This is a genomic window from Haloarcula argentinensis DSM 12282 (genome assembly GCA_000336895.1).
Taxonomy (GTDB): Archaea; Halobacteriota; Halobacteria; order Halobacteriales; family Haloarculaceae; genus Haloarcula; species Haloarcula argentinensis.
Genome location: AOLX01000003.1, coordinates 74939 through 92930, shown reverse-complemented (window position 1 = coordinate 92930; position 17992 = coordinate 74939). Strand labels below are relative to the sequence as shown.

At 55.4% G+C, this 17992-nt stretch carries 20 protein-coding genes; 6 read left to right on the top strand and 14 right to left on the bottom strand.

Going from position 1 to position 17992, the window contains the following annotated elements; genetic code table 11:
• Positions 1-24: 24 nt before the first annotated feature.
• The 10 genes from C443_RS00465 to C443_RS22330 all read right to left on the bottom strand — a co-directional run bounded on the left by C443_RS00465 (position 25) and on the right by C443_RS22330 (position 10002).
• The gene (locus C443_RS00465) at positions 25-1164 is read right to left on the bottom strand and encodes an ABC transporter ATP-binding protein (RefSeq protein WP_005532756.1); all 1140 of its coding nucleotides are present in this window, start codon (positions 1162-1164) and stop codon (positions 25-27) included.
• Between the two features lie 55 nt (positions 1165-1219).
• Positions 1220-2134 (bottom strand): carbohydrate ABC transporter permease, encoded by a 915-nt coding sequence (locus C443_RS00460; protein WP_005532755.1) that lies wholly within the window; start codon positions 2132-2134, stop codon positions 1220-1222.
• A gap of 1 nt (position 2135) precedes the next feature.
• Positions 2136-3038 carry a carbohydrate ABC transporter permease gene (locus C443_RS00455; RefSeq protein ID WP_005532754.1) on the bottom strand — a complete coding sequence of 301 codons (903 nt, stop codon included), beginning with the start codon at positions 3036-3038 and terminating at the stop codon, positions 2136-2138.
• A 24-nt stretch (positions 3039-3062) separates the two neighbouring features.
• The gene (locus tag C443_RS00450) at positions 3063-4397 is read right to left on the bottom strand and encodes an extracellular solute-binding protein (RefSeq protein ID WP_005532753.1); all 1335 of its coding nucleotides are present in this window, start codon (positions 4395-4397) and stop codon (positions 3063-3065) included.
• 130 nt (positions 4398-4527) lie between these two features.
• Positions 4528-5325 (bottom strand): inositol monophosphatase family protein, encoded by a 798-nt coding sequence (locus C443_RS00445; RefSeq protein ID WP_005532751.1) that lies wholly within the window; start codon positions 5323-5325, stop codon positions 4528-4530.
• A gap of 266 nt (positions 5326-5591) precedes the next feature.
• Entirely contained in the window at positions 5592-6527 is a 936-nt protein-coding gene (locus C443_RS00440) for an ABC transporter ATP-binding protein (protein WP_005532750.1), read from the bottom strand.
• Positions 6527-7639 carry a FecCD family ABC transporter permease gene (locus tag C443_RS00435; protein ID WP_005532748.1) on the bottom strand — a complete coding sequence of 371 codons (1113 nt, stop codon included), beginning with the start codon at positions 7637-7639 and terminating at the stop codon, positions 6527-6529. The genes C443_RS00440 and C443_RS00435 overlap by 1 nt, the downstream gene beginning before the upstream one ends.
• A 5-nt stretch (positions 7640-7644) precedes the next feature.
• On the bottom strand, positions 7645-8844 hold the full coding sequence (locus C443_RS00430; protein WP_049943782.1) for an ABC transporter substrate-binding protein: 1200 nt from the start codon (positions 8842-8844) through the stop codon (positions 7645-7647).
• 111 nt (positions 8845-8955) lie between these two features.
• The gene (locus C443_RS00425) at positions 8956-9792 is read right to left on the bottom strand and encodes a helix-turn-helix transcriptional regulator (RefSeq protein ID WP_005532744.1); all 837 of its coding nucleotides are present in this window, start codon (positions 9790-9792) and stop codon (positions 8956-8958) included.
• Between the two features lie 36 nt (positions 9793-9828).
• Positions 9829-10002, bottom strand: a complete 174-nt coding sequence (locus C443_RS22330; RefSeq protein ID WP_394295049.1) for a CBS domain-containing protein — start codon at positions 10000-10002, stop codon at positions 9829-9831.
• Positions 10003-10546: 544 nt separating this feature from the next.
• Between C443_RS22330 and C443_RS00415 the strand changes: the two genes are divergently transcribed.
• Positions 10547-10858 (top strand): SHOCT domain-containing protein, encoded by a 312-nt coding sequence (locus C443_RS00415; RefSeq protein WP_311241360.1) that lies wholly within the window; start codon positions 10547-10549, stop codon positions 10856-10858.
• Between the two features lie 283 nt (positions 10859-11141).
• Here C443_RS00415 and C443_RS00410 read toward each other — a convergent pair whose 3' ends face one another.
• Positions 11142-12368, bottom strand: a complete 1227-nt coding sequence (locus C443_RS00410) for an HAD-IIA family hydrolase (RefSeq protein ID WP_049943800.1) — start codon at positions 12366-12368, stop codon at positions 11142-11144.
• A 556-nt stretch (positions 12369-12924) separates the two neighbouring features.
• Between C443_RS00410 and C443_RS00405 the strand changes: the two genes are divergently transcribed.
• The 4 genes from C443_RS00405 (at position 12925) to C443_RS00400 (ending at position 15864) form a co-directional block, all read left to right on the top strand.
• Positions 12925-14274, top strand: a complete 1350-nt coding sequence (locus C443_RS00405) for a hypothetical protein (protein WP_152422981.1) — start codon at positions 12925-12927, stop codon at positions 14272-14274.
• A gap of 108 nt (positions 14275-14382) precedes the next feature.
• Positions 14383-15003 (top strand): outer membrane protein assembly factor BamB family protein, encoded by a 621-nt coding sequence (locus C443_RS20570; RefSeq protein ID WP_160163334.1) that lies wholly within the window; start codon positions 14383-14385, stop codon positions 15001-15003.
• Positions 15004-15070: 67 nt separating this feature from the next.
• The gene (locus C443_RS20990; RefSeq protein WP_152422980.1) at positions 15071-15367 is read left to right on the top strand and encodes a hypothetical protein; all 297 of its coding nucleotides are present in this window, start codon (positions 15071-15073) and stop codon (positions 15365-15367) included.
• Between the two features lie 104 nt (positions 15368-15471).
• Positions 15472-15864, top strand: a complete 393-nt coding sequence (locus tag C443_RS00400; RefSeq protein WP_049943780.1) for a DeoR family transcriptional regulator — start codon at positions 15472-15474, stop codon at positions 15862-15864.
• 133 nt (positions 15865-15997) lie between these two features.
• Here the strand turns inward: C443_RS00400 and C443_RS21370 are convergent, their stop codons facing one another.
• From C443_RS21370 to C443_RS00390, 3 genes are all read right to left on the bottom strand, one after another.
• A complete protein-coding gene (locus C443_RS21370; RefSeq protein WP_160163333.1) occupies positions 15998-16159 on the bottom strand; it encodes a hypothetical protein in 162 nt (53 codons plus the stop codon).
• 578 nt (positions 16160-16737) lie between these two features.
• Entirely contained in the window at positions 16738-16983 is a 246-nt protein-coding gene (locus C443_RS00395) for a type II toxin-antitoxin system HicB family antitoxin (protein ID WP_005532732.1), read from the bottom strand.
• 101 nt (positions 16984-17084) lie between these two features.
• Positions 17085-17327, bottom strand: a complete 243-nt coding sequence (locus C443_RS00390) for a hypothetical protein (protein ID WP_005532731.1) — start codon at positions 17325-17327, stop codon at positions 17085-17087.
• 83 nt (positions 17328-17410) lie between these two features.
• On the opposite strand from C443_RS00390, the gene C443_RS00385 reads away from it, so the two are divergent.
• Positions 17411-17671: a hypothetical protein gene (locus C443_RS00385; protein WP_005532729.1), complete on the top strand. Its 261-nt coding sequence runs from the start codon at positions 17411-17413 to the stop codon at positions 17669-17671.
• Positions 17672-17992: the final 321 nt, after the last annotated feature.

Below are 17992 nucleotides of genomic sequence, written 5' to 3'. Positions count from 1 at the left end.
CTACCGATGGTATGTTGCCACATTTTACGGCCGGCTACCGGTGGGAACGGCGGTGTCTGTAGATAGCTCAGTCTGTCGAATCCGCGCTCCCGTTTCGACGTCGAACACGTAGGCACGCTCGCCGGAGATACCCAGCCAGATGGTGTCACCCCGTGTAACGCCCACGTCAAACGGAGCTCGAACTGCAATCTCTCTGCCGTCGCCGTCGAACTGGACCGTGAGCAATTGCTCGTCGCCCATCGGTTCCGTTACTGTGACCTCGGCTTTGGCTGCGCCATCGATTGGTGACTGATGCACCGAGAAGTACTGGGGCCGGACGCCGAGGACGAATGGTTCGGTGTCGCCAACAGCGGTGGGTAGTCTTTCGACGCTGAAGGAAAACGTAGCGTCGTTGGCAGCCACGACTCGCTGTGAGCCGGCCGCCTCACGGCGGACCCGCAGGAAATTCATGCTCGGGCTGCCGATGAAGCCGGCGACAAACTGGTTCGCGGGGTCGTGGTACACCTCAGCCGGCGTCCCGACCTGTTGGACGGTCCCATCGTTCATCACGATGAGCTTGTCGCCAAGCGTCATCGCCTCCTCTTGATCGTGGGTGACGTACAGCGTCGTAATGCCCAACTCTCGCTGAAGCTTCTTGATTTCGTTTCGCATCTCGACTTTCAGCTTGGCATCCAGACTCGCCAGCGGTTCGTCCATGAGGAACACGCTCGGACGACGGATGATCGCCCGGCCGATGGCGACCCGCTGGCGTTGACCGCCGCTGAGTTCGTCTGTCTCGCGGTCAAGCAGTTCGCCGATGTCCAGCGTCTCGGTGACAGCTTCGACTCGCTCCCGCCTAGTCGCCTTGTCGACGCCTTCGACTTTGAGCGGGTAGCCGATGTTTGCTGCGACACCCATATGCGGGTATAGGGCGAGCTCCTGGAACACCATCGCGATGTCGCGGTTTTTCGGATGCCTGTCGGTGATGTCTGTCCCGTCGATACGGATCTCTCCCTCTGTGGGGTCAGTAAGCCCCGCGAGACAGCGCAGCGTCGTCGTCTTGCCACAGCCGCTTGGGCCGAGCAACACGGCGAACTCGCCGTCATCGACGGTAATATCGATGTTTTTCGCACCGATTTCGTTGCCGTACCGTTTCGTCACGTCGTCGTAGCGTACGCGTACCATTAGTGTTCCCTCCGCTTGTCGCTAGTTATTGACTGTACTCGGTGCCGTGTCGTCGTCATCGGACCGCCCCCATTGTGAACCCACGGAGCAGTTTCTCCCGGACGAGGAACGCGAACAGCAAAACGGGGGCCATCGCAATCGTCCCCGCCACGGTCAGCAGCTCCCACTGGATCGCGTAGGCCGTCTTGAACGTCGCGAGCGCGACTGGGAGGGTCTGTGCCTCGGTGTTGCTCGTAAGAATGACCGCAAACAGCAGCTCGTTCCAGGCGTTGATGACAGTGAAGATGGTCGCCGCGATCAGCCCCGGGCGTACCATCGGCAACACTATTTTGAAGAACGCGCCGAGTTCCGTGTGTCCGTCGAGAACGGCAGCCTCAACGATGCTGTCCGGGAGCTCGGCGAAAAAGCCCTTCAGCATCCAAACGACAAAGGGGATGTTGAAAGCGGCGTAGGCAAGCACGAGGCCCAGCCGCGTGTTGAGCAGGTTTGCGGTATCGAAGATGACGTACAACGGGATGACCGTCACGATGGGCGGCAGAAAGCGCGTCGTCAATACGAGGAAAGGCAGGTGAAACCGCCCTAGATTGTACGGGAACTCGTAGTTCACGAACCCGTAGGTCGCGGCGGTCCCGAGCAGCACTGCGAGGGCTGTCGAGCCGACCGTCACGACGACGCTGTTAAACAGGAACTCGTAGAACGCCGGGCGCTGGACGAACAGTTCCGGATAGTTCTCAACCGTGAGCGCGGTTGAGACCAGCTTCGGCGGCGTCGCGAGCAGGTCGCTCCGGGTCCGGAGCGATCCGGATACCATCCAGTACACCGGAAACAGCGTCCAGACGACGAACAACAGGGCGATGCCGTTCGTCACGGTCGGGACGAGCCCGTAGCTGTCGAGGGTTTCGTGGATGCGCTCGACACCAGCAAGCAGTGTTCTGCCGACCTCCCGGCTCGGTTGTGTGTCGGTCGCCATCTCAGAACTCCACCTCCGATACCGTTGCGAAGGCGTAGGTGATCGCCAAAGCGATGAGCAACAGGAGCAGCGCCATCGTCGACGCCCGGCCATAGTTCCCGTAGCTGAACGCCTCCCGATACATCGCCATGCTGATGACCTCCGTTGACTTTGCCGGGCCACCTCGGGTGAGGACGAACACCTTCGCAAACACGCGCATCGTCCCGATGACCCGGAGGATGAGGACCAGTACGACGAGTTCCTTGATGTACGGCAGCGTCACGTCGACAAGTCGCCGCATTCGTCCGGCACCGTCCATCATCGCTGCCTCCTGGACGTGGTCGGGAACCGACTGGAGGCCGGCCAGTACGATGAGCGTCACCAGCGGCGTCATCTGCCAGACATCGGGGAGGACGAGCGCATACAGCGCGATGGAGGGGTCGCTCAGCCACGGGACCGGACCGTTCGTCAGCGGGGCGACCAGCGAATCGAGGACACCGCCGTTCTGGTACAGCAACTGCCACAGCAGCGCGACGACGGTCGGTGAGATGACAAGCGGGACGAGGCCGATAGTCTGGATCAGCCCTCGGAACCGAACCTTGCTGTTAAGGACGAAGGCGATGGCGATTCCCAGGCCGACCTCGAACGAGACGGCGAAGAACATGAATTTCGCTGTGATCCACAGCGACTGCCAGAACGCGCCCGCCGTCAGTATCGCCACGTAGTTCTCAAAGCCGACGAACTGCCGGCCAGCCGCGTCAAACTGGTACAGGGACAGCACCAGCGCGCGGCCGACCGGATAAACGAAAAACGCCGCAAGCACGGCGAGCGCCGGAAGTGTCAGTATCCACCGGAGGTGGTCCTCAACCCACAGCAGCGCACTTTCGTAGCGGCCGCCGACAGCTGTGTCGGATTGAAGCGACATGGCTATTGGCTGTCCCGATCCGATTCAGTAGCCATTCTCATCGAGAATCGATTCGATTTGTGACTCGGCCTCGGTCATCGCCTCGTCAACGGATATATTGTCGACGAGCGCGGCGTTCAGCGGCTGCCCCTGTGCGGTCTCGATCTCGCTCCACAGCGGTGTCCGGGGTCGCGGCTTCGCGTTCTGGAGGCTGCCGTACAGCGCCTCGAACCACGGCTGGGCGTCCATGTTCTCCTCAAATGTGTCATGGCGGAATGGCACGCCACCGAGGTCGACGTACTGCTCCTGGGCCTGCTTCGAGACGAACGACTGGAGCACGTCCCCAGCAGCACTTTTTGTCTCCGAATCGGCGTAGTTATTGATGCCCAGCAGCCAGTTCCCTTGGACGGGGGCCGCTCGCTCCTTGCCTTCAGGGATCGGCAGGAATGTGATATTCTCGTACTCAGTTGCCTTGTCCTCGTTCAACAGGAGCGAGGTCCCAGAGGGCCACTGTGGGGTCGCAGCGATACTTCCGTCGGCCAGTCCCGAGAGCACCTGGCTGTTATCAAAGGAAGCAACCCCGTCTGGGCTGATAGAACCGAGATCGTTGAGGAAGAAAGATGCTGCCTCGATACCGCTGTCGTCGGCCCAGTCGTAGCCCCAGTTCTCGTCAAACATATTCCCAGCCATGCTCATGCCGACGCTGAAATACGAGGACATGATGGGGTTCCCGCTCTTGCCGCGCATGGCGTACCCTTCTGCACCGTCGACCTGCTCAGAAATCTTCTGTCCAGCGCGGTAGACATCCTCCCACGTCTCAGGCAAGTCCTCGCCAACCTCCGAGTATAACCGCTCGTTAACGACGAAGATGTGTGAGTTCCCGACTGCACACAGCGCCTTCAGTTCCGGTTCGGCATCCTGTGCGTTCGGCGGAACTGCCTCACCGGGCGTCGGCCAAGTCCCGATGTCGAGGGTCTGCTGAATGATCTGGTCGGTCGGCAGCGAGTCGACGTGGTCCCGGATCGGCGCGAGATGCCGCGCGAACTGCGGCATCCACGGGTCGTCCATGGCGACAATGTCGTAGGTCGCCTTCTCGCTTTGAAACATCGTCGAGAGTTTTTCAAAGAGGTTCGCATTCGGGAGAATCGTCGTCTCCGTCGTCACGCCGACTTCCGATTCAACGTGGTTCTTCAGCAATCGCTTGATCAACTCCCCGTCACCGCTGGACACAGCCAGTGTGATCGTCTGGGTCCCCGACCCGCCGCTTGAATCGCCGATACACCCCGCAAATGCTGTCGCCCCCGCCGCACCTGCAGCGGTGATGAACCGTCGCCGCGTCTGTTGGGCCTCACCCTGCGATGCGGTGCTGTTCCGTGTCATCAGCTGAGAGAACTACAAGTATATAAAAAAGATCTTATAATATTATGCTATACGTCGCTATATATCTACAAACCAGGGTATTTAAACTGGGTTGATCGTTACGGGCTACTAATTTTTGCCCTCCTTGCTCCTACCGACCGTCCATCTTGGGGACAGTCCCAGCCGACACCAGTGCGACGAGATCCTGATGGATGGCCTCATTCGAGGCCAGGACCATCTCGCTGTTTTTTCCGTCGAGAGCTTTGATGCGGGTCACTTCGCCGCCGGCCTCCTCAACGATTTTGACACCTGCCGCAGTGTCCCAGACGGAGAGTTGCCGCTCGAAGAATGCATCGAACTGCCCGGCGGCGACCATCGCTAATTCGCCAGCCGCCGAACCGAACCGCCTGACGCCCTGTGTTACATTGAGGATGGTGCGGAAGTGGTCGTATTCCTGTGCCTGCATTGACGCTGTGTCGAACCCTGTCACCAAGAGTGCCTCGGACAATTCAGTCGTTTCCGACAGTGACAACGGCTGGCCATTGGCGTATGCACCGCTACCCTCAATAGCAGTGTACATCGTCTCTGAAGGGACGTGATAGACAATCCCGACATCGGGTTCACTAGCGCCCTCAAAGGCAATAGAGACGGAATAATGCGGGATGCCGTTGAGGAAGTTCGTCGTGCCATCGATTGGGTCAATGATCCATCGTGGTTTGGTCGTGAACTCCGGGGCACTCTCCTCGGAGACGACAGTATGCTCGGGAAATTGCCCACTTAGTTCCGCTAGTATCGTCTCCTCGACTGTGCGGTCAGCCTCGGTGACGATATCCCCGTTATGTTTCACCTGAAACTGATCGACGGCCGGTTTGACGGACTCAAGCGTGCGTCCGGCTTTCCGTGCGGCCCGGACAGCGGCCCACAGTTGCGGGTATGTTGTCTCTCGCATACCGAGCGGTTCCGGGCAATACTAAATTGGATTGCTATGAACGCTATACAGACCTCGATACCGCTCCCTACAAGGGATGTCTTTGTACGATGTCAATGCGGGTGAGAAAGTCGCCGGTGCCACGAACCAACTTGATGTAGGTTGCGTCGTGCTCGCGTATCAGGGAGTACTCTGTCTCTCTCACCGTTGGGGGAGCTGAGGGCGATAGAGACCGAACAGCCACGATTAGTAAGGGGGTACTCACCCTTGAATAGGTCTCGTGCGCGTCACTCCTGCTGGCCGGGGCTGCCACTTCCTCGCTGTAGCATCTCAGATTCATTCGTCTCATTCTGAGAGGGCTCCACGATCGGATCTAAGGGGACCACCACGGGCCCGTGCTCGGTCTCGATGACCTCCGAGTCGATATCGAACACATCTGCGAGGAGGTCATCGGTCACGATCGCCTCAGGCGGACCGCTAGCGTAGATTGTGCCCTCTTTGAGCGCGACAACGTTGTCGGCATAGCGTGCCGCCTGCGAGATATCGTGGAGGACGAGCACGACCGTGGTGTCACTCTTATCACGGAGCATCTCCACAACTTGCATTACTTCCAGTTGGTGGCGGGGATCGAGGAACGTCGTCGGCTCGTCCAAGAGGAGGACATCGGTGTCCTGAGCGAGCGCCATCGCGATCCAAACGAGTTGCGTCTGCCCACCGCTGAGCGTGCCAATCTCGCGGTCGCGGAGGTGATCGACGCCAGCCATTGCGATCGCCTCGTCAACGGCTTCAGCGTCGTCATCGGTCTGAGATTCGAAAAACCCCTGATGAGGGTAGCGCCCGCGCTCGACGAGTTCCTCAACGCTGATCGTGTCCGGTGCAGTGTTCTGCTGGGAGAGCCGACCGAGCTTCCGTGCAAGTTCCTTTGATTCGAACGAGTCGACGCGGCGGTCGTCCAGGAGGACGCGGCCGTCGTCGGGCTCCAGTCGGTTCGCGAGCGCCTTCAGCAGTGTCGACTTGCCGCTGCCGTTCGGGCCGATGAGCGCTGTCACCTCGCCATCAGGTACAGCGAGCGTCTGTCCGTCGATGACTAGCTCGTCGGTACTTGGATAGCCGACCACGAGTTCATCCACATCGAGGGCTGTCTGCGACGCCAGCTCGTCTGTGCCGTCATTCGCCGCTTCGCGGCTTATTTGGCGCTCGTGTGATATCTCATTCTTTCGCATTAGACTTCACCCAGATTCTCGGTCTTCCGCATCAGATAGAGGAAGTACGGCCCCCCAACCAGTCCCGTGATGATACCGACCGGGAGTTGGATGGGGCTGAGTGCAAGGCGCGCGCCGACGTCCGCACCAACCAGCAGCGCTGGCCCGAGAAACAGACACCCGAGCAAGAGCCGCCGTGAGTCGCCGCCAACGACGTTCCGGACCATGTGCGGGACGATGAGCCCGACGAAGCCGATGAGCCCCGCGACCGCGATGGCCGCTGCCGTCGACAACACGGCGATGCCGGCGACCGCGAACCGCATCTTCTCGACGGACATTCCAAGGGAATCTGCGGTCTCCTCGCCGAGCGCAAGCACGTTCAGCTCCTTGGTCACCACGAACGCAAGCATGATTGCCAGCACTGTGAACGGGAGCGCGATGCGGACCTCCCCCCAGTCGGTGTTCAGCAGTGACCCAGAGAGCCATGCCTGTGCAGACATCACGGTATTAAGATCGTCGATAAAGAAGAACAGTGCGCGCTGGACGGACCCGAAGAAAGTGCCGACGATGACGCCCGCCAGCACCAGCCGGACGGGACTAGTGCCGTTCTTCCACGCGATGATGTATACCAGCAGGAATGCTGCCCCACCCCCGATTGCCGCGAGTACGGGCACAAGAGGAAGCAACTCGGAGAACGCCGTCAGGACGACCAGCACGACGAGCCCAGCACCGTCGCTAACACCAAGGATGTAGGGGCTGGCGAGTTCGTTCCGGGTAATAATCTGGAAGATTGCGCCAGAGACGGCGAGGTTCGCACCGACGAGCACGCCGACGAGGATACGCGGCAGGCGAATGTTCCAGACGATGTGCTGTTGCTGAGTGAACCACTCAGGGATATCAGCGCCAAGCAGGAATGCCTGCCACGCCTCCAAACTGAACAGGATTCTGGGATCGAAGACTGCACCCCACGCTTCTTCTAGCGGCAGCGGGAATGCGCCAAAGCTCACTTGCAGGAGTGTCGCCCCGACCAACACTACGATGCTTCCGAGTGCGATGCCCGTCAGCGTCGAGTCAGCGTACCAACGATTGGCCGCCGCTCGGCGGTCCGCAAGCCGGTCGAATAGTTCCACCATCGCTCCTACAGATCTCCATTGACGATGTCAATGAGGCGCCGACGGTCGAAGAGCTGTTCGCTCTCTGGAACGTCACCGACGCTACCGGGCCACTCGCCGAACTCGTCGGGATAGACTTGCTTTGCGACAGCCTCAGTGGAGAACATATCGACGATGGGGCCCATGTACTGGCCGCTACTCCGGACGACATTGCCGTTCTGAACGGCGCGGAGCTGCTGGCCGTTCTCGTTACTCTCAAACGGTTCGATGATGGTGTCCACGAACTCCTCGTGGGTCGCGGACGTGAGTGCGCCGACGGCGCCGATATAGTCGGGGTCAGCGCGGAGCAGTTCCTCGTAGCCGACCGGGCCGTCCGGGTACTGTCCTTCGAACGCATCCTGCATACCGAGTCGATAGTAGGACTTGGTATGGTTCCCGAAACGGTGAAGGGGAGCGATACGGAATCGGCCGGAGTCGGGACTGATGCCGCGCCAGATAGCGGCGACCGTGGGGCGTTCGTCCTCCGGCGGGAGACCGTCCTCTATAGTGCTCATGAGATCGGCGTGGAGAGACTGCCAAGCTTGAAACTGCTGTTGGCGCTGGAAAATTTCTGCAACCTTCTCGAAGGCTTCGTACATCGTGTACGGATTCGGTTCGTCCTGCACGGCGGCTTGGGGGGCAAAGCGAAGCGTGGTGCCGAGGAAGGGGCCAGTCCGGGTCTCGACGTCCTCAAAGTCAGAGTCGTCCCAGCTGACGTAGCGCCCGATGTTTTTTCGCGAGATGAGCCAGATATCGGCGTCAGCGGCGTAGAAGTTCTCCTTGTCGTAGCCAGACTCAGCGTCGCTGGCGAGCTTGGTGATTTGGCTCTCGTCGAATCCGAGGTTGAGGAGGTCATAGAACTTCAGAGGAGCACGTTCTAGGCCGGTGGTCGCCGTCGGGTGGATGCCGAGCGCCATTCCCATGTCGATGAAGGGACTGGTACCGACGCCGTATGTCTCTGGAACTTCTTCGAACGTGTAGGGATCGTTCGGTTCGATCTGGACTGTGTACGGCGTCGTATCTGATGTCGTGCTTTCTTCGGTCTCGTTTGCGACCTCTGTGTTTGTCCGGGTCTCTGTCGACTCTCCTGTGCTCTCCGTCGAGTTGTCGGTGTTCCCGGCACAGCCGGCGAGACCGGCGGCAATCATACTGGCACTACTTGTAAGCAATTGGCGTCTACGTACCATGTATTTTTAGCCCGGCCTAAACAACTTAGTGATTCCTGCTGTTCACATTAACGCGGTTGGAGTGATGTTCACGGCGTGTTACGGACAACACACTCTGTTCACGCTTCCCAATTACTTCGCGTCACTCACTTGTCGACTGAGCGGCATGGCGAGATCACGGTACTCGCTGATCACTCGGTCGGCCCACGCCACCACATCGGGGTGTGTGCACGAAATGATATCGAAGCCAGGCTCCTGTTCTCGGTCGACAGTAAGGAACACTCTCTCGTCGTCAATGAGATCCACCGTACAAGGGACCTGTTCGTCGAGGCTGTAATAGATCGTCGAGTCTGTAGCGTCCTCGATTGCTTGCCACTTGGCCCGTAATGACTGATCCTCCAGCATCGTTTCGGTGACGACCGAGTCGAAAACGACGCACATGTCGGTATCACCCCCAGTGCGGACATCCTCCTCGTATGCGTGCATCGGAAGCGATGTGAACGTTCCAACGAGCGCCCTACAAGAGGAGCCATCCCTGATGGCGTTCGCGACAACGCGAGCGGCCGCTAGTGGATCTGCGCTCTTCCCGTGGATCTGCTCACCGTCAACGAGACACCGGGGCTCGAAGTCGAACCAGTCAGTTGGGAGTCGTGAAACCAGCTTGGGGTATTTTTGTCCGACCGATACCGTCCCCAACAGTCGAGCGAAATCTCGGTGGACGAGTTCACCGAAGGTGGACAGCTCGTACAAACTATCGGTGTGTGTTTGTTGGATGAATTCCTGATCTTCGAGGTCACTGAGGATACGGCTCAACGTTACTCGAGTCACGTCCATTCGATCGTCCAATCCCTCACGGGTGCGGGCACCATCGGCCAATAGATCGAGCACTTGGAAGCGGTGCTCAGAACGGGCGAGAAACGCCACGGATTCGACAGCGCTCCAGTCCACTCGTTCGTCCCCTTCAACCATCGTTTACACCTCTAAACACTCGGTTTTCATGATAGGCTATTTTTTAGGCCGACCTAAATAAATTTTCAATTCGATATCTGTCTCAGTGACAATCCCGGTTGGGTTGTCGTCTGTAACCACAATGACGCTCCCAATGTGCTCACGGAGCATCATTTCGACTGCCGCCCGGACGGTTCCATTAATATCTACCGTAGCGACATCCGTATTCATTAGATTTTCAACCAGAATACGTGTGAATTGTTCGACCACTTTATGTAGCAACCGGTGATTCATTAATCGACCGAGAGAATCTCATCTTGTGGGTGGTTCACTTGTCCCTCGTAGCGAAGAACTCTTTCGTGAAATATAATTGCTGAAAGTATCATTGAATTGTATGGACTGGTCCTTCAGAATCCGGAAAGATGTCCCATCATGGCTGCTGAAAGTTGTCTTGATTGTTTCTATCCTGCTGATTGCTAGCCTCCAGTATTTCAGTGTGATATAATAAGTCGTTGCTACCGACGTCGCCTTGTTTCAAGCTTGATCGAGCAAAGAAACTGCTCACTGTGCGTGCGAACTGGCCAGCGTCATGCTCCCTTCCCAAAGGGTCATTTCGGTCCCCCGAGAGAAATCGTGTTCCGTTTCCGAGGTTATTAAGTTGTCAAATAGTAATAAAATAAGTATGTTTGAATTGGTCCACCGATATGCCCCCCAAAGCCCCGCTGGTCGAACTGCGACTGCCATCGTCGCCTGTTTGATTGGTGTCCCAGCACTCGTGCTCGGACTCGTTGGGCTGACTGGAAACGTCGCGGCAGGAATATTGTTCCTCCTGCTCAGTACCGTCACACTCGGTGTCGCAGGACAACTGATACGGGGGGTCATTCGCGAAGCGAATGCGGCCCATGCGGATAGTCTACAGGACGGGCAGCAGATAGACGCAACAAACGAAACCCCAATTGAAACGCTTCGGCGGCGGTATGCAGAAGGTGAACTTGATCAAGAAGCGTTCGAACGGCGTCTCAACCAACTCATAGAGACGGAAGAACCAGAACAGCAGACAACCGAGCGCGAACGTGTCTTAGAGTAATCCCCCGTACTGGTTGATTCACGGCTCTGATGTCGTTGAGCGGGCCATCGACAGCCTGTCGATTTCCTGTCCACGGTATGGGTTCGAGGGCACAGATGGGATTTCCTTTGAGCACTGATTCTAGCTCGTGGGAGGGCTGAGCGATCGAACCGGGCTAGACTCGTACGTTGGCTAGTCGACGGAGGATAGGCGGGCGGTCTGGTGGACCCTTCATATCGAGGCCACGGAAGAATGCTGACGACGGGATATTCAATTATCCGTCCAACCGCTCAATACAGGACACTTATGCAATTGTAACATTGGTGCCCTCGACTGCATCAGTGATCCACCGTGGATGCATTGGTAGTATTCTATTCGGGAGTCGGTCCGTGTCGGCAAATCTGACATCAAGTGCCTCATCTTGATCTGCTTCGAGCGTGCCGCCGTCGACGCTACATAAGAAACAGTTCGTCACGAAATGGACCGTCTCTCCGGACGGATACGAGAACACCTGCTGCTCCGGGTGGGAGTACACTCCAGTTAGTCGGTCGACCGTGATTTGAAGACCTGTCTCTTCTTGCACCTCTCGCAAAATTGCCTCCTCAACCGCTTCACCTCGTTCAACTGTCCCCGTCGGGAGCGCCCACTGTTCTTTGTCGGCCCGCTTCAACAGTAATACCTCTCCTGACTCGTTCAAAATGACCGCGCCTACCCCTGGTCGGATGTCCGCTGGCCACGAGTACTGGGGATTGTCCCAGGGAGTCACTGTGTGTGAAAACAGACCCGAAAGTGATCGAATCACTTCATCAGGGTGAGTGAAATCTTGGGACGAGGCTGCGATTGGCGCTTCATCTGCGACCAGGATTCCTGTGAGCCCTGCGCGATGTGCGCCGAGGATATCCGTTGCTGGATTATCACCGATGACGACTGCATTCTGAACGACATCGGTGCCTTCGAGAGCCATCTCAAACATCAGAGGCTCGGGTTTTCCGACGACAGTAGGCGAGGCTCCTGTCGAAGTTTCGACTGCGCGAACGATTGCTCCTGCACCAGGCGCGGGACCGTCAGGGGTCGGAAATGCACCGTCCGGATTCGTCCCGACGAATTGCGCCCCCTGATCAATGTGTCTCGTTGCTCGTCTGATATCTGCATACGTTGTTTGTTCATCAACTCCAACAACGACTGCATCCGGGGATTCATTCGTGACGGTGATTCCCTGCTGACGGAGCTCTGTCCGCAACCCTTCACTTCCTACTGCTGCCGCCGTGGTGACTCCTTCACGACGAAGGTGAGCTGCAGTCGCCCAAGCTGCCGTTACTATTTCTTCTTTATCGACTCTAATTCCGAGTTCACGAAGACGTGACGCGACTGCCTGTCGCGTCGGTCGTGGATCGTTCGTGAGAAATCGGATCCGCTTGTTCTGCTCGTAGAGCCGATTTACACCGTCAACAGCATGCGGGAGCGCTTCATCCCCGAGGTAAATTACGCCATCGAGGTCGAATAGAAACGTTTCGAACTGATCAGCAATCATCGAAATCATGTGGTGGTATTACTTACCTATATTTATGTCTGCGGTCCAGAATATGGCGGTTTGAGTGACTGCCAGTAACGCTCCTGAACCACGGAAAAAACGAGCCCGAGTACGGCAAGCAGCAGGAGCGGAACATTCATATCCGCCAATACACCACCAATGGATCGGAAGGCGATTACAGATACGCCGCTTCTCAGTGAGAAGCCATTTAGATTTGACAGGGCCCACAGTTCGCGGAGATCGAACCGTTCCTTGAGTTGGTCCAGACGCACAGCGAACGCCTCCCCGACGCTGGGTGTGAGCCGTTGGTAGCGTCTCGGCGTGATCGGGCGGCCCTGCTCGCTCACCGCGGCTAATCGAACTTCGACATCGGTGCCAAGTCAGAGATTAGTGCTGGGGTCGACGCCGAGAAAGAGCGGTCGGCCCTGGGTAAGTAGTTCAGGCAACCAGGAGTGTATTGATCCGATCGACCTGGTAAAGTGTACTAAAACTTGATAGATGTATTTAAATAAAGATCTAATGAACTATCCTCACCTTTATGTCTAAATGATTATTTATGGTAACTATCCTTAGAATGAGAAATGTGATTATTACAGTAATTGTATCCTCACTCGTACTAACCGCAGGGTGTGGAGAATATCTGGGCGGCAGTAGCAACAACGATATAGAGGAATCGACTCCTGCCCAGACAGCCACATCAGAACAGCCATCAACTGAGATCTCACCAACTAAACAAGCCACAGATACTAAAACAGAGCCACCGACAGAGGTGGTGACTGACTCTGATGGCGATGGCCTAACTGACAGTCGAGAACAAGAATTGAATACTGACCCTAATGATAACGATACGGATAGCGACCAACTGAATGATTCTGAAGAGGTAGAAGTCTATGGGACAAACCCAACTGAGAGTGATACTGATGGAGACGGTCTAACGGATGGGGAAGAAGTCAAGATCTACTCAACAGACCCGCTTCGTGCCGATTCCGACGAAGACCGTCTAAACGATAGTACAGAGATAGAGGAATACGGTACCTCTCCTACAAATAACGATACTGACAGTGACAATCTTACTGATGGAAGAGAGGCGCTGGAGTTAGACACGAGTCCCCTCTCAGCTGATACTGACAGAGACAACTTATCTGACTCAGCCGAAGTCAAGAGACTGGAAACTAGTCCAACAAACATTGACTCCGATAATGATGGTATCGCAGATGGCCCAGAGATAAACAAGAAGGATCTATACCCGGGTGCTGATCCGATGAAGAAGGATGTGTTTGTCGCTGTCGATTACGTAGAGAAAGTTGATGCACAGAAACGTGAAGAAATAAAGGAGAAATTCGCTGAAGCACCGGTTGAAAATCCCGATGGATCTACTGGGATTACCCTCCACATATATTGGGACGACACCTTAACCTGCAAAGATGCGGTTGAGCGGACGTCAGGCGTTGGACCTATAGATTACAGTTGTGTTACTACCGGTGATACGAGTGACCTCGAAGGGTGGGAAACCAACCCAGACGTCGTGTTTGGAGATACACACACTGGGTACTACTCAACACGAATAGTATCAGATATTGAGGGAAGTACACAAGAAGGAGCATCCATCGCGGGATTTGCCTCCGAGGGAGATACAGCCTTCGTCGAAGCAAATACACAAAATTTAGGAGCCGTGTTCACTCACGAGCTTGGCCATCAGCTCGGGATCGGAGATGTACCTGGCCATGGGAGTTCAGTGTCTTACAATCAGTACTCTAGTGTGATGAATTACAACTCACCGTCGGGAACCATACGGTTCGCCACAGATTCTGGACCGAATGCCAAGTCGGACTGGGAGTACATCAACGAGTCAATCAGTTCGAATGGTCGACCTGCAGAAACTGTCGTAGCTGAAGACTCCCGTTGAATAGAGGCGTTCAACGATTCAAATTTTATTGTTCACATAGGCTAAGATACTATATTTATAGGCGAGCGACTGAGTGTTAGCACCTCTGAGGACCCTCCTCGAGGAAAGTTGTATAGTATTGATGCAGAGACTGGCACAATAAACTGGTCACAATACTTTACAGAATGGATAACTGATTCACCAACGGTTGATAGTAAGTCACTTTATGTCTCAGCGGAATCAAAATTCTATGCGGTTAGCCGCGAAAAAGGAAATATACAGTGGAAATTAGACATTGGAAACATTACAAATTTTGGTGCGCCAGTTGTTAATTCGCCGCTGGTAGATGATACACTCATATACTTTGCCGGGCAAAAAATGGACACTGGAAACTTCTATGTATTTGCTCTGAGAAAGTCTGATGGGCATATAAAGTGGAAAAAGAGACTGAAGTCTGTAGTTGGCCCTGCATTCGGTGAAGGAGTATTGATTGTCCCGTCATACGCTGAGCAAAAAGTATATGCATTATCCCCAGATGACGGGAGTGAACGATTTTCTATAGAACTCCCCGTCTCAGGAGGTGCCTTCTCACCAATCACAGTTAGTGGCAACAAGGCTTTGATTGGTACAACTGAGTTAGCCTCGTTTGGTGGGGAAGACAACGTCGAAAAAATACGCATCACTTGTTTTGCCTCAATATATCTGAACAAAATAACAGTATTGCTTGGAAAAATCGGTTCACACAGGTAAATAGTAGCGTCGGAACGATGGGGTTGACACATCCTCCGATAATAAATAATATGCAAATCAGGCCTATATGATAACGGTACAAGGGTTTTTATATTCTACAGATATAGAATCTGGCAGAAGCGATTATTTCAATATCGAGGGCGAAGCAGATATTAACCCTACAGGTACACCTGCGATGATAGGAAATCATTTATATACACCACTGTACTCAGGAGGCATCGCAGCTTTAGAATTTGATAAAACCGTGCCAAAGCTGGCCTGGGAAAATAGTCTGTCTAGGGAGCTGACAGAAACCTTTGGTGTGATTGAAGACGATAATCGGATTCATCTGGCCGATAAGGATGCTCTCATCACCCTTTCTTAGTAAGGGCAAACTCAGACGAACTCCCCTTTCTAGTGGTGTCGAAATCAATATCTGATATTTTGATTGTCTCAAATTCGATTAAATTGTGAGTACCGGGGAAGTCCGTGCGAAGCCGATCAATCTCCCAGCAGCCTCGTCGTTTCAGCGAAACAGGTGCCTGGGAGCCTTGGCTAGAATTCGTCGTCAAGGGGATTCGCTCGCAAGCTGCCGAGGCTGTCACCCGAACGAATGATCTCCGAGATCTCCGTCGGGAGTATGAGCGAACCTATGGACACGAAAAAACAGCCGCCGACCGGCTGGCGATGCGCCTGTTCAAGCAGCCATACGTGACCACGAACGACATTGCCGAGCTACTGGACGTAACGCAACAAACAGCACGGAACGCGATTCAGGAGCTTGAGGGACAGGATGTCCTGACCGAAACGACTGGCAAAAAACGGTATCAGGAGTTCAAAGCTGTCGATATCTTCGACATTCTCGACCAACCTCTGGAGTGAGAGCGGGTCATACGAACAAACCGCTCGAAAGACAGTGGGCAGATTGTTAGGTAGCAAATGAGCAAGCGAACACGAACTGCTCACACCTCAAACTGGCGCAACTGTACGGTCCCGGTTATATCGAGCGGGTATATCATATCTGTTCGCGGGCATCCCGGACCTCGGCAACAGCGTCCACATCGACATCAACGGCGACTGCGGCGAGGGCGTCCCCAAGTCCGAGATCTTCATTATCAGTCGGATCTGAACGGGTAAACTCTTGAAAACCATCTGTCGTGAGACTTATATGTATCACTTGCAGTGGCGGTTGAGAAGCTGTGTCGAAACTGCCTGCCGATTACCGCCGGGTATTACTTGTTCGTCGATGGACTGCTGTTCGGTCCTCATGTTCCGGAACCCCTCAGATGAGGGGGACTCACAAAATTGGCAGCTCGTGCAAGCAACCGATAGAAGTCACTCAGGCCTCAGCAACATCCCAGACAGAGAGATGACCGTTAGTAGAGACGCCACCGTAGCGTCCGACAGCCATGTAGGCCTGTTCCGTCGAGACACGCTCTTGGGCGCGCCTCTCGTCCGTCTAAGGCACACAAAACCACTGTCGGAAGCTAGCGATTGCGGTCGATCCAGCGACAGAAAGCCTGGAAGTCCTTTGCTCCAGCTTGTTCAGCAATCTCCTGAAGTGTCACAGTACTAATTCGGTCGTAATACGCGCTGGAACCGTTCGCGCATCAGTGTCGTGGTCAGCAGGCGGTTCCCAGACTAGAATGTAGTGATTGTCACGAATTCGGTCTAGCTCATAAGTCCCCACGTTGCAGAGTACTTTGACTACGTCTTCTCCGCTGAAATCGCGTGATACCATCGTCGTAAGAGGATTTATTTCAAAACGTCAGGCAGTTCGCCACCGGACGTATTCTCGTCCGGGTCAATACCCACCTCAGCGAGCTCTGCTTCGGTCGGCTCCCGGCCGGCCCCGTGATATCCTTCGACCGCTTCATCAAGATTATCGAGGGCCTGTCTGCGGGTTTTTCCCTGGCTGGCAACGCCCGTTTCGATGTCCTTGGCGACCCAATACTCACTCTCTGGGTCCTCAGTAAGTCGAATCTCCCGGCCAGAACTCATGGGTCTTGACATTGTGTTGTCCTCGGTAAGTAGTTTATCTGAGGGACGACCCCCGCAGCCCAAGGGGCTCACAAAACGAGGGGCGAGTTCTTGCCGTCAGACTAGGATTGCTCTAGCCGCTCGACCCATTCAGGAGCAGCGTCGTGGGTGCCACCGTAGATCGAGTTCTCGGGATACTGGTCGTCCTCAACCTCGACAGCAACAACCACGTTGCCACCGGAACGCGAGATACCTGATACGGTCCCAATGACCACATCGAGTGGGCTGCTGCCGTCTGTCCAATCAACCCGGACGCGGTCACCACGGTCAAAGTCGTACTCCTCGAAGGAAGGTGTACTACTCATGATCGCCTCCGGCTACAAGGAGACACAAAACCGCTCGCAGGCAGCCAGAGCGCTGATGTCGTTCGCCGACATAAGAAGAACTAATGCCCGAGTTGCGGGTCCGGAAACCCGATGGTTGGACGACTATCTCGTTTCCCGACGCAGTTGCGTCGATTTCGGTTGCTGGTGGGAAGGTCGACGGCCAGCTGTGCCTGACTCTCACCGGTGAACGGGAGGACGGTCCCCGTATCGTCGAAACCGGTATTCTCGGCGTTGACGAATGTGACGAGCACCTGTTGGAGAATACAGTTCCCCGGACTGAGGACGGAACGAGTATCGTTTTGGATCGGCTATTACCGGAGTAACAGCCGTTGTGAATACGGCTTCTTTTTTCACCAGTGAGTGTGAAACGGCCGTTTGGTACGTGGGCGTATTGACTGCTATCCTGTATCCACGCTACTACTGGGAATGGTATTTTTTCGAGTCAGGCCAATTCAGCCGGATGGGCTACAATAAACATAACAGTACCTAGAACGACGATCCAAACTGACCACTCGGGGATGTCATCGAATTCACCCGAGAGGCCTCGGACTATCTGATATGATGATGCACAAAACATCATGATGCTAGCTATAGATGTGACAATTATTGAAAAGCTCAGATCACCCGTGACGATGGCTAGTACC

Coding starts and splice junctions, on each gene's coding strand:
- C443_RS00455 (WP_005532754.1), bottom strand. CDS start 3,038: ATGTCGCTTCAATCCGACACAGCTGTCGGCGGCCGCTACGAAAGTGCG.
- C443_RS20990 (WP_152422980.1), top strand. CDS start 15,071: ATGATAACGGTACAAGGGTTTTTATATTCTACAGATATAGAATCTGGC.
- C443_RS00405 (WP_152422981.1), top strand. CDS start 12,925: ATGGTAACTATCCTTAGAATGAGAAATGTGATTATTACAGTAATTGTA.
- C443_RS00435 (WP_005532748.1), bottom strand. CDS start 7,639: ATGGTGGAACTATTCGACCGGCTTGCGGACCGCCGAGCGGCGGCCAAT.
- C443_RS22330 (WP_394295049.1), bottom strand. CDS start 10,002: ATGAATACGGATGTCGCTACGGTAGATATTAATGGAACCGTCCGGGCG.
- C443_RS00465 (WP_005532756.1), bottom strand. CDS start 1,164: ATGGTACGCGTACGCTACGACGACGTGACGAAACGGTACGGCAACGAA.
- C443_RS00440 (WP_005532750.1), bottom strand. CDS start 6,527: ATGCGAAAGAATGAGATATCACACGAGCGCCAAATAAGCCGCGAAGCG.
- C443_RS00395 (WP_005532732.1), bottom strand. CDS start 16,983: ATGAGTTCTGGCCGGGAGATTCGACTTACTGAGGACCCAGAGAGTGAG.
- C443_RS00390 (WP_005532731.1), bottom strand. CDS start 17,327: ATGAGTAGTACACCTTCCTTCGAGGAGTACGACTTTGACCGTGGTGAC.
- C443_RS00385 (WP_005532729.1), top strand. CDS start 17,411: ATGCCCGAGTTGCGGGTCCGGAAACCCGATGGTTGGACGACTATCTCG.
- C443_RS00410 (WP_049943800.1), bottom strand. CDS start 12,368: ATGATTGCTGATCAGTTCGAAACGTTTCTATTCGACCTCGATGGCGTA.
- C443_RS00450 (WP_005532753.1), bottom strand. CDS start 4,397: ATGACACGGAACAGCACCGCATCGCAGGGTGAGGCCCAACAGACGCGG.
- C443_RS00460 (WP_005532755.1), bottom strand. CDS start 2,134: ATGGCGACCGACACACAACCGAGCCGGGAGGTCGGCAGAACACTGCTT.
- C443_RS00445 (WP_005532751.1), bottom strand. CDS start 5,325: ATGCGAGAGACAACATACCCGCAACTGTGGGCCGCTGTCCGGGCCGCA.
- C443_RS00430 (WP_049943782.1), bottom strand. CDS start 8,844: ATGGTACGTAGACGCCAATTGCTTACAAGTAGTGCCAGTATGATTGCC.
- C443_RS00425 (WP_005532744.1), bottom strand. CDS start 9,792: ATGGTTGAAGGGGACGAACGAGTGGACTGGAGCGCTGTCGAATCCGTG.